14 protein-coding genes and 1 pseudogene are annotated in these 14,064 nt (G+C 55.0%); 6 read left to right on the plus strand and 9 right to left on the minus strand.

Annotated features, from left to right (window positions below; translation table 11 throughout):
- Positions 1-14: 14 nt before the first annotated feature.
- A complete protein-coding gene (locus RHK62_RS06175; RefSeq protein WP_302679088.1) occupies positions 15-1,355 on the plus strand; it encodes a hemolysin family protein in 1,341 nt (446 codons plus the stop codon).
- On the opposite strand, the gene RHK62_RS06180 is transcribed toward RHK62_RS06175, so the two are convergent.
- From RHK62_RS06180 to ureA, 4 genes and pseudogenes are all read right to left on the minus strand, one after another.
- A complete protein-coding gene (locus RHK62_RS06180) occupies positions 1,352-3,598 on the minus strand; it encodes a DUF3488 and DUF4129 domain-containing transglutaminase family protein (RefSeq protein WP_310453447.1) in 2,247 nt (748 codons plus the stop codon). The two genes, RHK62_RS06175 and RHK62_RS06180, sit on opposite strands and share 4 nt — an antisense overlap.
- Positions 3,599-3,830: 232 nt before the next feature.
- Positions 3,831-4,106: a MoaD/ThiS family protein gene (locus tag RHK62_RS06185; protein ID WP_302676484.1), complete on the minus strand. Its 276-nt coding sequence runs from the start codon at positions 4,104-4,106 to the stop codon at positions 3,831-3,833.
- A gap of 50 nt (positions 4,107-4,156) precedes the next feature.
- Complete coding sequence (thrC, locus tag RHK62_RS06190) at positions 4,157-5,455, minus strand: threonine synthase (RefSeq protein ID WP_310453448.1); 1,299 nt, start codon at positions 5,453-5,455, stop codon at positions 4,157-4,159.
- Positions 5,456-5,629: 174 nt separating this feature from the next.
- Positions 5,630-5,933, minus strand: a pseudogene (ureA, locus tag RHK62_RS06195) (urease subunit gamma).
- Positions 5,934-6,000: 67 nt separating this feature from the next.
- On the opposite strand from ureA, the gene RHK62_RS06200 reads away from it, so the two are divergent.
- Positions 6,001-6,558 carry a 5-formyltetrahydrofolate cyclo-ligase gene (locus RHK62_RS06200; RefSeq protein ID WP_206201470.1) on the plus strand — a complete coding sequence of 186 codons (558 nt, stop codon included), beginning with the start codon at positions 6,001-6,003 and terminating at the stop codon, positions 6,556-6,558.
- Here RHK62_RS06200 and RHK62_RS06205 read toward each other — a convergent pair.
- Positions 6,555-7,454, minus strand: coding sequence for a CoB--CoM heterodisulfide reductase iron-sulfur subunit B family protein (locus RHK62_RS06205; protein WP_206201471.1), 900 nt, complete (start codon positions 7,452-7,454; stop codon positions 6,555-6,557). The two genes, RHK62_RS06200 and RHK62_RS06205, sit on opposite strands and share 4 nt — an antisense overlap.
- Before the next feature lie 184 nt (positions 7,455-7,638).
- Between RHK62_RS06205 and metK the strand changes: the two genes are divergently transcribed.
- Positions 7,639-8,889, plus strand: coding sequence for a methionine adenosyltransferase (gene metK / locus RHK62_RS06210; protein ID WP_206201472.1), 1,251 nt, complete (start codon positions 7,639-7,641; stop codon positions 8,887-8,889).
- 32 nt (positions 8,890-8,921) lie between these two features.
- Here metK and RHK62_RS06215 read toward each other — a convergent pair whose 3' ends face one another.
- Positions 8,922-9,245 carry a hypothetical protein gene (locus RHK62_RS06215; protein ID WP_206201473.1) on the minus strand — a complete coding sequence of 108 codons (324 nt, stop codon included), beginning with the start codon at positions 9,243-9,245 and terminating at the stop codon, positions 8,922-8,924.
- Between the two features lie 178 nt (positions 9,246-9,423).
- Between RHK62_RS06215 and RHK62_RS06220 the strand changes: the two genes are divergently transcribed.
- The 3 genes from RHK62_RS06220 to RHK62_RS06230 are packed head-to-tail and all read left to right on the plus strand — an operon-like array spanning position 9,424 to position 11,897.
- The gene (locus RHK62_RS06220) at positions 9,424-9,669 is read left to right on the plus strand and encodes a DUF3134 domain-containing protein (RefSeq protein ID WP_149817500.1); all 246 of its coding nucleotides are present in this window, start codon (positions 9,424-9,426) and stop codon (positions 9,667-9,669) included.
- A gap of 46 nt (positions 9,670-9,715) precedes the next feature.
- Complete coding sequence (gene mraY / locus RHK62_RS06225) at positions 9,716-10,834, plus strand: phospho-N-acetylmuramoyl-pentapeptide-transferase (protein WP_302679091.1); 1,119 nt, start codon at positions 9,716-9,718, stop codon at positions 10,832-10,834.
- 13 nt (positions 10,835-10,847) lie between these two features.
- Positions 10,848-11,897 carry a zinc-binding dehydrogenase gene (locus RHK62_RS06230; protein ID WP_206201475.1) on the plus strand — a complete coding sequence of 350 codons (1,050 nt, stop codon included), beginning with the start codon at positions 10,848-10,850 and terminating at the stop codon, positions 11,895-11,897.
- On the opposite strand, the gene RHK62_RS06235 is transcribed toward RHK62_RS06230, so the two are convergent.
- The 3 genes from RHK62_RS06235 to RHK62_RS06245 all read right to left on the minus strand — a co-directional run bounded on the left by RHK62_RS06235 (position 11,898) and on the right by RHK62_RS06245 (position 13,996).
- Positions 11,898-13,070 carry a murein transglycosylase A gene (locus tag RHK62_RS06235; RefSeq protein WP_310453449.1) on the minus strand — a complete coding sequence of 391 codons (1,173 nt, stop codon included), beginning with the start codon at positions 13,068-13,070 and terminating at the stop codon, positions 11,898-11,900.
- Positions 13,071-13,075: 5 nt separating this feature from the next.
- A complete protein-coding gene (locus RHK62_RS06240; protein ID WP_149817491.1) occupies positions 13,076-13,330 on the minus strand; it encodes a hypothetical protein in 255 nt (84 codons plus the stop codon).
- 69 nt (positions 13,331-13,399) lie between these two features.
- Complete coding sequence (locus RHK62_RS06245) at positions 13,400-13,996, minus strand: tetratricopeptide repeat protein (RefSeq protein ID WP_302676478.1); 597 nt, start codon at positions 13,994-13,996, stop codon at positions 13,400-13,402.
- Between the last annotated feature and the right edge of the window lie 68 nt (positions 13,997-14,064).

Consider the following 14,064-nt stretch of genomic DNA (forward strand, 5'->3'; position numbering starts at 1 on the left):
GAAGAATAGCTGCAATGTCTGCCGCTGCCTTAGAAATTTTACTTGTGCTGCTGCTCATCATCGCCAATGGCATTTTTGCTGGTGCTGAAATCGCAGTGGTCTCTGCACGCAAGGTTCGTCTTGAGCAACTGGCAAAACGGGGTCAACGCAAGGCGAAGGTGGCTCTGAAACTTGCCAACTCCCCGAATAATTTTCTCTCGGCTATACAAATTGGGATTACCCTGATTGGGATTCTCAGTGGTGCCGTGGGCGGTGCCACCCTTGCCCAGCGGTTACAGGCTGCCCTCAGTCCCGTGCCATGGTTGGGTCAATACAGCCAGCCTTTGAGTATTGCCCTTGTGGTGACGGGCATTACCTATCTCTCCCTAGTGATTGGGGAGCTGGTGCCCAAGCGCATTGCCATGACGTACCCCGAGGCGATCGCCTGCAACATTGCCAAACCCATGACATGGCTGACGAAATTAGCGGCTCCGATTGTGCATTTACTCAGCGTCTCCACAGACACCATCCTGCAAGTATTGGGCATTACCACCATTGCTGACCAAACGGTTACAGAGGATGAAATTAAAGTCCTGATTGAACAGGGGGCACAGGCGGGTCTCTTTGAGGTGGCGGAGCAGGACATGGTGGCGCGGATTTTTAACTTGGGCGATCGCCCGATTCAGTCGATCATGACCCCCCGCACCGATATTGTGTGGCTGGATATTGAATCCTCGCTTGAAGAAATAGAAACAGAAATTCTGGCCAGTTCCCATTCGCGGTTTCCCGTGGCCGAAGAGACCATTGATCACTGCTTGGGAATTATTTCAGCCAAGGACTTTTTGGCCGCTCGTCTCACCCAGCAAGAGATTGACCTGCGCCAGCTTTTGCAACCAGCGCTCTTTGTTCCCGAAGGCCTACCGGCACTTGATGTCCTTGAACTCTTTCGTCAGTCGAGTCAACACATTGCCCTGATTACCGATGAATACGGGGGCATCGAAGGACTGGTGACGCTCAATGATCTCACGGAGGCGATTATTGGCACACTGCGCCACGACGAGGGGGAGGAACCGCAAATTATTCAGCGGGAGGATGGCTCGTGGCTATTGGATGGGTTGCTCTCGACCTATGAACTCAAGGAATTGCTGCGGCGGGAAAGTTTACCTGAGGAGGACACGGCCAACTACCACACCCTTGGCGGGCTAATCATTACGCTATTTGGGCGTATTCCCCAGTCGGGAGATTACATTGAAACCGATGGCCTGCGCTTTGAAGTGGTGGATATGGATGGCAACCGCGTGGATAAGGTGCTGGTGACCGAACTAGTGAGCGATGATGCCCTCGCCGATGACAGCAACCCCAAGGACAAGGATTAACGACGGCGCAGATGCAGATCCGCTACTGTACGTTGCAGCGATCGCCAGCGTTGTTGTCGCAGTTGATTCAGGGCGCGTTTCAGGGGTGGCAAGGGGGGCTGATCACCACCATAGCGCCAAGCCACATAGGCCTGCGTCAGGGTTTCAATGGCTCGCTGACTGACGGCATCAAGACGGCCAGCGGTTTGCAGCGATCGCGCGTATTCCCACGGAGTTTGATTGGGTCGCTTCGGTAATCCCTGCTGGGCGAGACCATCGAGCATTTGTACATAGAGGCGGGCGATCGGCGGCAGTTTTTGCAGGCGTTGACGATATCGCCACGTCTGGAGAGCGTACCACAAACCCCAGACCACAATGACGCCACCAAAGAGAATCAAAATCCCTTGGACAATCCCCCCCAGCCCTTGGCTAAACAGATCAAAGAATTTTTGCAAAGCAGTTTCGAGGGTAGCAAAGATAATGCCAAAAAATCCCGTCACCGGGGTCGGCAACCATCCCGTGACCCACTGCCAAAACTGCTGGAGGACGCTAAAGGTCTGATCTACCTCTAGGGTGGCTGGATAGAGATCGTGCCCCGGAATTGGATCAAAGAGAAACCAGCCCAAATTGGGAAAGTAGGCTTCCGTCAGGGCATAGGCATCGGTATTGCGAACCACATACAAGCCCGTGAAGGGGTTAAATTCCCCCGTTCCTAAACCGGTGACCAAGCGCGTGGGAATGCCAATACTGCGCAGTAACAGCGTCAACGCCGTGGAAAAGTGATCGGGATAGCCCCCCTGCCACTCAAACAGAAAGGCGGCCACCAAGTCTTGATCTGTGCCTAGTTCGGGAATGTCGGTTTTCAGGGCATAGGATTGCTTCAGGGCTTGGGTGAGGTAGAGAGCTTGCTCGTAGGGTTCGGGAATCGAGCGATCGGCCTTGGCAAGGAGGTCTTTGGCCAGCGCTTGCAGCCGTGGTTTCAGGTCAGGGGGGACTTCAAGGTAAAACTGATAGCCTACGGTGTGATTTAATTTTGGCGCTCTGCGCAACAGGGAGCGATCGCGCACGGGCACTTGGGAAATCACAGAATAGGTCAGCCCCTCGGGCAAGGGCACCGGCGCCCGCAGGCCACCCTCGGGGTCACGGGCAATTTCACGGGTGGGAAAATAGAGTTCGCGGGGTTCGTAGAGATGGGGAATCAGGTTACTAAACTCAGAGACAATGGTATAGGTCTGAATCACTTCCCGCGTCGGCATTTGGGAGAGTTGCTGTGGCAGCAGATAGCGAAAACTCCAAGGGGAACGCCGCAGCACTTCTGCCTTATCGTTGCGACTAATGCGCCAACCCCGCCCCGTATATTCATCAAAGGCAAGGACGCGCCAAAAGCCGGGGGCTTGCGATCGCACCCGCATTAACTCCCTAGGCGTCATGCTCCCGCCAAAGGTCTGATCAATCTCAGAGCCAAAGCCATAGTAAAAGTTCGGGTCAAAGGTTTGATTGGCCAGTTCCTCGCCAACACCACCACCACCACGGCCACTGACATAGCCCGGATTGATCACCCGGGTTTGGTCAAACTCCCCTGCCACTTGAATTTCAGCACTGACAGGCAAGGTGCGAATTTGATAGCCGGGGAAGCGCGGCAGCAGCACAAAGACCACCATCCCCAAGCCAAGAATCAGGGCAAAGAGGCCGACCCATTGCCGCCAAGGCAAGCGCAGGGATTTCAGGGTGGTGGAGAGTAGGCCAAGGCGCGAGCGGTAGTCAAGGACGAGTACGGGTAGGGCGATCGCCAGAAAGATGACCAGAAAAACCCCAAAGGTCATGGTTTGACTGAGGGTGGCCGCCACACTAATTAAAATCAGGGCAATGACCATTGAGTAGCCCAAATCTTTGCGGCGGGGCAGGTCAAAGCTATGGAGCACTTGCAGTTGAATCAAGAGTTCCGTCAGCAAAATCCGTGAATCCTGGTTCAGTGCTGCCAACCGCGCCAAAAAGACCGCTAATGCCGTCAACATCCCAACGGCGATCGCCAGCTTTGCCACCACATTTCTTTGTCGCCGTGCCCACCAACTCCAACTAAAGCCCGCAATGGAGAGGGGAACTGCCCAGAGACTATTGGCAGTATCCGCCGCCACATCGGTTGCCACTAGGCCAACAATCACCATGCCCAAGACCCCTAGGCGCAGCAGTAGGGAATCCTCAACATCCTTGGCGGGAGCTAGCATCGGGGAATTGGCAATGGGCTGTAACCAAGACTGAACCATCGAACAGCAGCGGCAAACAGTGCCCTGATCCTAACAAATCTCTTCCCCAGAAGCGGTGGATGCCTTGGCGGCGATCGCGTCCTCTATCAGCGGCTTGCAGCATGGCTTAAAAATCAGCCCCTGACGGCGCAAATCTACACCGAAGAGGAACTCCAATCGCTTTTGGGTCTCTCCCTTCCCCCAGGGCTAAAATCAGGGTTCAATCCTCTCAACAGGAGCAAATTCCTCTTGCTTAGCCGCCAGCGATCGCGGGAATGATGCTGACTTCGTCGCCATCCTTGAGGGGCGTTTCAATGCCATTGAGGAAGCGAATATCCTCATTGTTGACGTAGAAATTGACGAATCGCCGCAGTTGGCCACTTTCATCGCAGAGGCGCCCTTTAATGCCGGGGCAGTCCTGCTCTAGCTTTTCCAGAAGCTCAGCGATCGATTGGGCTTGACACTCCACCGTTGCTTGATCGCGGGTGAGCTTTTGCAAGGGCGTCGGAATCAAAACAGTAATAGCCATAGACCTCTACAAACCATCCATAAACTTCAACACAGCGTCGGGAAAACCGACTAGACCAATACCGGTTGCCAATCCAACCGTTCGAGGGTGCGCGATCGCTCTAAGGCACGCTCAAAGCTAGCCAACTTGGGTTGGATCGTCAGGGGTTGACCAATGTCGTTTTGCACTGCCTCTTGGGTTTTCAGGCCGTTGCCGGTGATATAGACCACCGTCACCTCTTCGGGGTCAATTTTGCCCGATTCCACCAATTTTTTAAGAACGGCAATTGTGGTACCGCCAGCGGTTTCCGTGAAAATACCTTCCGTTTCCGCCAGCAGCTTAATGCCGGCCACAATTTCTTCATCGGTGGCGGCTGCGATCGCCCCATTGGTTTTGCGGGCAATCTCTAGGGCATAGACCCCATCGGCGGGGTTACCAATGGCAATGGACTTAGCAATGGTGTTGGGCTTCACGGGTGCCACAAAATCCCGCCCCTCGGCATAGGCTTGGGCAATGGGGGAGCAGCCCACTGCTTGGGCACCACTACAGCGCACGGGTTTATCCGCCACCAGACCCACTTCCACAAATTCGCGGAAGCCCTTGTAAATTTTCGTGAACAGAGAGCCAGAAGCCAAGGGAGCCACAATGTGGTCAGGAAGCTGCCAGCCCAACTGTTCAATCACCTCATAACCGAGCGTCTTTGACCCTTCCGAATAGTAGGGGCGCAAATTGATATTGACAAACCCCCACCCGTGGGTATTCGCCACTTCCGAGCACAGGCGATTCACTTGGTCGTAGTTGCCCTCAACGGCCATTACCGTTGGCCCATAGATGAGCGTCCCCAAGACCTTACCCGCTTCCAGATCCGCTGGAATAAAGACACAGCAATCTAGCCCTGCATGAGCCGCGATCGCCGCCGTTGAATTCGCCAAATTGCCGGTACTGGCACAGGAGACGGTCGTAAAACCCAATTCCCGCGCCCGCGTCAACGCCACCGATACCACCCGATCCTTGAAGCTCAAGGTGGGCATATTCACGGCATCGTTTTTGATGTACAGATGCTTGAGTCCGAGTCGCCGAGCCAGCCGCTGGGCTTTGAGGAGGGGAGTCATCCCTGTGCCCACATCAATGGGGTTGGCCGATGTCACGGGCAAAAAGGGACGGTAACGCCAAATGGACTTTGGCCCCGCCTCAATCGTGCTGCGCGTTACGGCTGCCGCCAATTGGCTCAGATCGTACTTCACCTCTAGGGGGCCAAAACAGTATTCGCAGACATGAATGGCTTGGGGTTCGTACTCGGCGCCACACTCTTTGCATTTGAGGTGGGTAAAATAGGCGGTTTCGGTGGTAGAGGTCAACGTTGCGGTCATGGGTCTCAGCCTGCCTCAGACAAGTTGTTGACCATCCTAGCAGGGGGCGATCGCCCTGTCAAATATATCCGACTATTTTTATCGGGATTTGAATGGCCATAAAAATTCTCTCCGTTTTCCTTGGAGATGTGCTGCTAATCAGCGGTTGGCGCTATCCTAGGGCTTTTTGAGGCTTCAGCGAATGGGTGTATGCACGGTCACCCGCTTCGTGCCATCGGGAAATGTTGCTTCGACTTGTACTTCTGTGGGCATTTCCGGCACCCCCTCCATGACATCGTCACGGCTGAGCAGCGTTGTGCCATAGTTCATCAAATCAGCAACTGTGCGCCCCTCCCGCGCCCCTTCCAAAATGGCAGCAGAAATATAGGCCACTGCTTCGGGATAATTGAGCTTGAGACCCCGTGCTTTACGACGTTCGGCCACAAGAGCGGCGGTAAAAATCAGGAGCTTGTCTTTATTCTTGGGGGGACAGTTGCATCGTTCCTCAGGCTAAACACTCACTTTGGCCTCTATCTTAACTTGTAGCTTTGGTGCCCAGAAAATCAATGAGCGATAAAGTCAAACTGCGACAACACTATCTTGAATGGCGGCAGCACCTGAGCGATCGCGAGTGGCAAGATCGCAGTCAGCGCATTTGTCAGCACTTGCTTGATCATCCCCAGTTTCAACAGGCAACCACAGTGTTGACCTATGTGCCCCATCGCCGCGAACCCGACTTGCGCTTCCTCTGGTCACTCCCGAAACAGTGGGGCTTGCCCCGTGTCGTGGGTCAGGATTTGCGGTGGCATTGTTTTAATGGCAACCAAGACACTCTCCAGCAAGGACGCTATGGCCTTTGGCAACCGCCCCCCGAAGCGCCCCCGATTGATCCAGCGTGTGTTGATCTCTGCCTAGTGCCTGCCGTTGCCTGCGATCGCCAAGGCTACCGTCTCGGCTATGGCGCCGGTTTTTTTGATCGCCTCTTTGCCCACCCCGATTGGCAGCACGTGTGTCGCTGGGGAATTGTCTTTGAGTCAGCCCTTCTAGCAGAATTGCCCCGTGACCCGTGGGATCAGCCACTGCAAGCTATCTGCACTGAATCAGGCCTCTTGGCAATCAGCTAAAGCCCCAGTTTTGCCAACACCGGTTGCATTGAAACCACGTGTTTTCTCAAACCCAGTTCCTCAGGACGCAGGCCAAGGGCTAGACCCACCAGTTGCGGCAGATGGAGAATCGGCAAATTGAGGGTAACTCCCACCTGCTGGGCAATTTCTGGTTGGCGAGCATCCAGATTCAAATGACAGAGGGGACAGGGGGTGACAATGCAATCCGCGCCATGGGCGATCGCGCTCTGGAGTCGTTGTGCCGCCATGGCAAAACTGGCCGCCGTCGCATAGCTGGAAATGGGCCAACCACAGCACTGGGTACGTCCCTCATACTCGATGGGGGTAGCCCCAACTGCCTCAAACACCTGTTCCATTGAGGTGGGGTGAATTGGGTGATCAAAGGGCAGCCTCTCTTGGGCACGCAGCAGATAGCAGCCATAAAAGGCCGCACAGCGCAGTCCCTTGAGGGGACGACGGACGCGATCGCGCAACTCGTCAATGCCCACATCGCCGATAATCGCCCAGAGCAAATGCTTCACTTCTGTGGTGCCTTGGTAAGGAGCGCAGCCCTGTTGCGTCAACACTTGGTTAATTTCTGCCACGTACGCCGGGCGATCGCGCTGAAAGGTCTTGAGGCGTTCATCCACATGGCCAATCACCCCCTGACAGGTGCTGCAATGGGTCAACAGGGGCAAAGCCAACTGTTCGGCAAGGGCAATGTTGCGGGCATTGACGGTATCTTCTAGCAGCCACGAATTCTCCTTAAACGTGCCTGAGCCACAACAACTGGCTTCCTTCAGTTCCACCAGCTCGATATTCAACAGGGGGGCGATCGCCCGCGTTGAGAGGTCTAATTCCCGACAGGCCCCTTGAGCCACACAACCGGGATAATAGGCATAGCGTAAAGCAGACATACAACTTGAAACGCCTAAAATCTGCCCCTAGTCTAGCCAATCATCACAATCACTCGTGTGTCCTACTGCTCAGGTATAATCCTAGGATTTAGAAACCAATCCTTGTTTTTTAGTCAAAAGTCCGTGTTACCATAAACCAATTTCTTGCAGTTCTTTCAACAACCCATGCCATAGGAGTGTTATCTTGCGTTACTTATTTAGTTCGGAGTCCGTCACCGAAGGCCACCCCGATAAGATTTGCGACCAAATTGCCGATGCCATTCTGGATGCGCTGCTCACCCAAGACCCCCAAAGTCGCGTTGCCGCTGAGGTCGTCGTGAATACGGGTCTGGTGCTGATTACTGGGGAAATTACCACCAAAGCACAGGTCAACTACGTCAACCTAGCACGGCAGAAAATCCGTGAAATTGGCTACACTGATGCTGAAAATGGCTTTGCCGCCAATAGCTGTGCCGTTATCGTTGCCCTTGATGAGCAATCCCCCGATATTGCCCGAGGGGTGGACACGGCTCAAGAAGCACGGGAACGTCTCAGTGATGCCGAATTAGATCGCGTTGGCGCCGGTGATCAGGGCATTATGTTTGGCTATGCCTGCAATGAAACCCCTGAGTATATGCCCCTGCCCATTAGCTTGGCTCACCGCATGGCGCGTCGCTTGGCTGCTGTCCGCAAAACGGGTCAACTTCCTTATCTGCGTCCCGATGGCAAAACTCAAGTCACTGTCATCTACGAAGATGGCCAGCCGGTGGGCATTGATACCATCCTGATTTCCACCCAACACACGGCCACCATTGGTGACATCAGCGACGAAGCCGCCGTTCAAGAAAAGATTAAAGCCGATCTATGGGAAGCCGTCGTCAACCCTGTCTTTGCGGATCTGGCAATTAAACCCGATGACAAGACCCGCTTTCTCGTCAACCCCACGGGCAAATTTGTCATTGGTGGTCCTCAGGGGGATTCGGGACTCACAGGACGCAAACTGGTGGTGGATACCTACGGTGGTTATGCCCGTCACGGGGGCGGTGCTTTTTCCGGGAAAGACCCCACCAAGGTCGATCGCAGTGCTGCCTACATGGCTCGTTACATTGCCAAAAACATTGTGGCCGCAGGCCTAGCCGACAAATGCGAGTTACAGATTAGCTATGCCATTGGTGTGGCTCGCCCCATGAGCCTCTTTGTGGATACCTTTGGCACGGGTAAACTTGCCCCAGAGCAACTGCTGGAGTTAATTACAACCCACTTTGATCTGCGCCCCGCTGCCATTATCCAAACCTTTGGTCTGCGCCACTTGCCCCAGGAGCGCGGTGGTCGCTTCTACCAAGATGTGGCTGCCTACGGTCACTTTGGGCGTCATGACCTCGACCTACCTTGGGAAAAACTCGATAAAGTCGCCGATCTGCAAGCCGCTGCCGCTCAATTTCTAAGCGCAGTCTAGGAACATATTGGGGGGGATTTCTCCCCCCTGCACTACTGGGTGACTCGTTGCAGGCAGGTTTGTGCCGTGTTGGTGAGCATCTGGCGCACTTCGGGATTGACATTGGTCTGTACATCTTCACCGATCGCCTGAAATTCTGCCAAGGTGAGCGAGGATTGCAGTTCATTGATCACACAGGTACAGTAGGCATTGCCGTATTGCGCCATTTGCGGCACCTGTTGTTGCAGGGCAGTCGTACATTCACTGGTAAATCGGGAAACCACTTCTGGGGGGTAGGGAGCAGCGATCGCCCCCCCGCCGAGGGACACCGCACTTAAAACCGTCAAAGAGATGGATGATTTTTTGAGTAAAGACATTGTTTCTATCCTTCGTGTATCAAAGTTTCATGCCCATTCTTTAGGGACTTCTCTAGTCTAGGCAGGTTCCAGAGAATGTGCCACTTTGGGCGATCGCCACAAAACGCAGATTTACATTCCTAGGGGCAAACGTTAAAGTAGAGGATTGGACTACTACAACACCGTTCACCTTAGCCCTATGACCCTATACAACCCCTCTTTGTACGAAGAACCCATTTCCCAAAAGAACTTAACCGCTGCGGGTCGTTCCGATCGCTCCATTTTGGAATGGTTACAGCAAACGGGTCGATTAATTGCCCGTGATGCCAATGAGACAGACCCGATCGTGGATAGCACCCTCGATGATATGGGTGAAATTGAGGAATTTGTTGGTGACTCCTTGGGCGATTACGACGAAGAAGATGACCTAGGGCTTGAGGAGTAGGGCACCAATCCCCCTATTATCGGAGTGATGTGCTAGAGCTATCCCCATGCCCTCCACCAAAACCACGGCTGCCATTGAACCCCGTTGGCTGACAGGACAGCGACTTTTTGGCCTTCTCGCTATTGGCCTGCTCATGGCTAGCATTGCCTACGATACCGGAGCAAACCACTGGCAACAGCCGTTGAAAACCTTGACACTGCCTTGGTTGGTGAGCTTTGCCATCGTTGTAGGGCTAGGGATGGCGGTGGTGCCCCTGTTGCGGCGGTTGAAAACTGGGCAGATTATTCGCGAAGATGGTCCACAATCTCACCTGCAAAAATCGGGCACACCGACAATGGGGGGAATCTTTTTTGTGCCGACGGGGTTAGGTCTAGCCCTCCTGTGGACTGGAGTTGCGCAGGGGAAAGTATCCGCAACGGTGGGGGCGATCGCCCTCCTTGTTCTCTGGTATGCCGCCATTGGCTGGTGGGATGACTGGCAAGTTCTGCGGCGCAAATCCAACAAAGGGTTATCGGCGCGGCTGCGGCTCCTCCTTGAGGGCATTGGGGCAGCTCTTTTTTGTGCTTGGCTGGTGGGCAGTGATCCAACGGCAGCGGTGGTGACCGCGCCTTGGGGGTGGGTTTGGCCTTTAGGGATCGCCTTTATCCCTTTGGCGATTTTTGTGCCGATGGCGGAAGGGAATGCCCTCAATCTCACCGATGGTCTCGATGGTCTTGCCGCGGGCACGGCGGCGATCGCCCTCCTCGCTTTAGGCATGATTCTGACCGCCCATCCCGATTTGCAAATTCTGGCAGTGGTCATGAGTGGTGCCTGCCTCGGCTTTCTCTGGCACAATCACCATCCGGCACGGGTGTTTATGGGGGATACGGGTTCCCTAGCCCTTGGGGCACTCCTTGCGGGCATTGGCTTGGCCAGTCATCACCTCTGGGAACTGTTGATTGTCAGTGGTCTTTTCTTTGTGGAGTCTCTCTCAGTCATTGCCCAAGTGCTCTACTACAAAGCAACCAAAGGTTCCGATGGCGTGGGCAAACGGCTGCTGCGGATGGCCCCTCTACACCATCACTTTGAATTGGGGGGCTGGTCAGAACTGCGGGTGGTGAGTACGTTTTATGGGGTGGTTGCCCTCTTGGGACTGCTCTGTGGCCTCCTGCAATGGTTGGCTTGATGGGGGAAGTGCAATGAAAGCAGCAGTACTCTACGGCAAAGAAGATGTCCGCATTGAAACCGTCGCCGATCCCACGCCCGGTCCCGGAGAAGTGGTGATTCGTGTTCAGGCTGCCACTACCTGTGGTACCGATTTGAAGGTATGGCGGCGCGGCGGTCATGCACGGATGCTAACGCCACCGATTCTCTTTGGCCATGAAGCGGCCGGGGAAATTGTTGCCCTTGGGGCTGGGGTGACCGGCTGGCAGGTGGGCGATCGCGTGGTAGCGAATAATTCTGCCCCCTGTGGCCAGTGTTTTTACTGCCAACGCCAAGCCTTTTCTCTCTGTCCCCATCTGGAGTTTAACAATGGCACGTTTGCCGAGTATCTAAAAATTCCCGCCAGCATCGTCCGCCAGAATCTGCTGCCTATTCCGGCGTCCCTCTCCTTTGCCTTAGCTGCCCTCACCGAACCCCTCGCCTGTGTCCTCCACGGTGTGGCTCGCTCTGGCTTTGACCCCGCAATGGTTGAAACGTGGCCAAGTCCACCGCAAATTGTGGTGCTGGGGGATGGTGCCATTGGCCTGATGTTTATGGGGGTTCTGGCACAGCAGGGAGCACGGGTTCTCGCCTTTGGCGGTTCCGATCAGCGGCTGGCGATCGCCCGCACATTCGGGGCAGAGCAGATAGTAAATCATCACCAGTGCAGCGATATTCCTGCTGTGGTTAAAGACTGGACCCAAGGACGGGGTGCCGATATTGTCATTGAAGCCACTGGCGTACCTGAAGTCTGGGAAACGGCGATCGCCTGTGGTCGCCCCGGTGCCACCATTAACCTCTTTGGTGGCTGCCCCCGCGAAACTTCGATCCGCGTTGATACCGAACGCCTGCACTACGAAGAACTCACCCTCAAGGGGGTCTTTCACAACACACCCACATTTGTCCGCCAAGCCTTGCAACTGATTGCCAGCGGCACATTGCCTTTCGAGAAACTGATTAGTGGCCAAGCCCCCCTCACGGAGATTGAAAACGTCTTGCAAGGAATGAAGGCGCGCCAAGTGATTAAAGTAGCGCTGCAGCCCTAGCTATTCCCGCAGGAGCAAATAGTACAACTGCCCCGGTGTATTGATCAGACCCGCCCGCGCTTTGGCCACCTCCCCCGTGCCCATGAAAATATCGACACGACCCGGCCCGCGAATGGCACTCCCCGTATCCTGATCCAAAACAAAACGGCTGACGGGGGTTTGCTGCCATTGGCCTTGGGCTTTGAGGGGAATTTTCGTGTTGATCACCGCCAAGGCACCCGGAGGCATCAGGGACTTATCAGTGGCGATCGAACGCTCTGGAATCACCGGCGTTGAGAGACTGCCCGTGGGGGGGCGCCCTTGGGTATGTTCAAAAAAGACAAAGCTGGCATTGCGAGGTAAATAGCGATCTAACTCAGCGGGGTTGGCCTCAAAGTAAGCCATGAGGCGCGGTAGCGTCAGTTCCTCACGGGGAATTTTGCCATCGCGAATGAGTTCTTGGCCAATACTCGTGTAGGGGTGATTGGTCTTACCGGCATAGCCCACCGTAAAGCGGCGACCATCGGGCAGTTGCAGCTCAGCCGACCCTTGGACGTGAACCAGAAAGGCCTCTAGGCGATCGCGCAAATAGACCAGTTCCAGACCCCGCAAAGGCCCATTGCGCCACTGCTGACCATCCGCCCCTTCCAGTTCCAAGCGGGTTGGGTGCGGCTCTCGCCACTGCTCAAAATTGGGGGGGCGACGAAATAGGGGATAGCGGTATTCTGCGGTGGGCACTAAGCTGGCACGATACGTCGGTGCATAATAGCCCGTGAAATCCACTCGCCCTTGGCCATCGGTGCCAATGGATTGATAAAAGACAAATTCTCGCTTGACAGATGCTTGCAGTTCTGCCGCAGAGCGACGGGTTTGTACCAGATGGCGAAAGCGTTCGAGGGAGCGGATCACTCGCTGATGGAGATTGGGGCCAAGGGCGGCGCCGGGTTGACCGGGAGCAGTGTAGGCGGCGTAGTCGCGGCGCGCTTTATCGCTGCGCAGGTAACGCAAACTATGATCAATGGCCTGCAGCAGTCGTGCTCGTTCACTGGGGGATTGCCAGAGGGCCGTATCTAGGGCAACCCTTGGGGGCAGTTGGCTTTGGCGCGTTAAGGGAGCAACCGTTGGTGCTGTGGCGATCGCGCTTGTTGCGAGGATCACGACCCCCTGAACCCATCCTGCGAATAAACCCGCCATAGACGTTAGGCAAACCGATCCACACTAGAGGCAAACACGGGTTCTACCCGAATTGCAAATACCTTTGAGGGGCGCACCACCATGTATTCCCCTTGAATGTTTTTAATGGGAACGGAAATAAAGTCGTTGGAATCTGCTTTGGCCACTAACTCGTTGCTGTACCACTTCTGGAAGTCTTGAATGGTGGGGAAGCGCACCTCCTCACGGTGACCGCCATCCAGAAATAAATGCACCGCAAATTCAGAAGGGGTTCTGGGCATAGGCGCGATCGCTCATCCTCATCATGCACATTATTCCCCTATTATCGCCGCAATCGGTGGCTTCAGGCACTAGGGACCGCCAGTGAGGGGACGGGGGGCGCGATCGTAGTACTGGGCTGTCATCGCTGGGTTGAGAGCGCGAGCACGCTCATAGTCCCGTTGCGCCAATTCCACATTGCCACTATCGAAGTGAGCCATGCCCCGACTATAGTAGGCAGCAACAAATTGCGGATCCCGTGCTAGGGCAGCATCAAAGTCGGCAATCGCCGCTGTGTAGTTTTGCAGAGCCAGATAGGCCATGCCGCGGTTGTAGTAGGCGGCAATAAACTGGGGATCGTTGCGCAGCGCAGTGCTAAAGTCCGCGATCGCCCGCTGCATATCCCCTTGGTCATAGTAGGCTAGGCCGCGCGCAAAGTAGTAGTCAGCACTGGGGTTGAGTCTGATTGCTTGGCTAAAGGCATGAATGGCAGCGGCCAGATCACCCGTACCTTGGTGCATTAATCCCACGTTGTAGTAGTCCTCGGCACTGCGGGGCACGAGGCGTTGCAGTTCTTGCAGTTCAGGAGGTGTGAGGGTGGCGATCGCCATGGGCTGTGCCACAGCAGCACTGCTGAGACCAACAAAAGCAGCTAAAACTGTCAAAGCACTGAAGAGTTGTTGGCGCATCGTCGGCCTCCTTTGGGCATCGCTCAGCCTTACTTCGATCCTAAAAGAAAATGAAGAAATCGCCCAGC

The organism is Thermosynechococcus sp. HY213 (genome assembly GCF_031460975.1).
GTDB lineage: Bacteria > Cyanobacteriota > Cyanobacteriia > Thermosynechococcales > Thermosynechococcaceae > Thermosynechococcus.

Coding starts and splice junctions, on each gene's coding strand:
- RHK62_RS06230 (WP_206201475.1), top strand. CDS start 10,848: ATGAAAGCAGCAGTACTCTACGGCAAAGAAGATGTCCGCATTGAAACC.
- RHK62_RS06200 (WP_206201470.1), top strand. CDS start 6,001: ATGAGCGATAAAGTCAAACTGCGACAACACTATCTTGAATGGCGGCAG.
- RHK62_RS06220 (WP_149817500.1), top strand. CDS start 9,424: ATGACCCTATACAACCCCTCTTTGTACGAAGAACCCATTTCCCAAAAG.
- RHK62_RS06240 (WP_149817491.1), bottom strand. CDS start 13,330: ATGCCCAGAACCCCTTCTGAATTTGCGGTGCATTTATTTCTGGATGGC.
- thrC (WP_310453448.1), bottom strand. CDS start 5,455: ATGACCGCAACGTTGACCTCTACCACCGAAACCGCCTATTTTACCCAC.
- RHK62_RS06235 (WP_310453449.1), bottom strand. CDS start 13,070: ATGGCGGGTTTATTCGCAGGATGGGTTCAGGGGGTCGTGATCCTCGCA.
- RHK62_RS06185 (WP_302676484.1), bottom strand. CDS start 4,106: ATGGCTATTACTGTTTTGATTCCGACGCCCTTGCAAAAGCTCACCCGC.
- RHK62_RS06245 (WP_302676478.1), bottom strand. CDS start 13,996: ATGCGCCAACAACTCTTCAGTGCTTTGACAGTTTTAGCTGCTTTTGTT.
- mraY (WP_302679091.1), top strand. CDS start 9,716: ATGCCCTCCACCAAAACCACGGCTGCCATTGAACCCCGTTGGCTGACA.
- RHK62_RS06215 (WP_206201473.1), bottom strand. CDS start 9,245: ATGTCTTTACTCAAAAAATCATCCATCTCTTTGACGGTTTTAAGTGCG.
- RHK62_RS06175 (WP_302679088.1), top strand. CDS start 15: ATGTCTGCCGCTGCCTTAGAAATTTTACTTGTGCTGCTGCTCATCATC.
- RHK62_RS06205 (WP_206201471.1), bottom strand. CDS start 7,454: ATGTCTGCTTTACGCTATGCCTATTATCCCGGTTGTGTGGCTCAAGGG.
- RHK62_RS06180 (WP_310453447.1), bottom strand. CDS start 3,598: ATGGTTCAGTCTTGGTTACAGCCCATTGCCAATTCCCCGATGCTAGCT.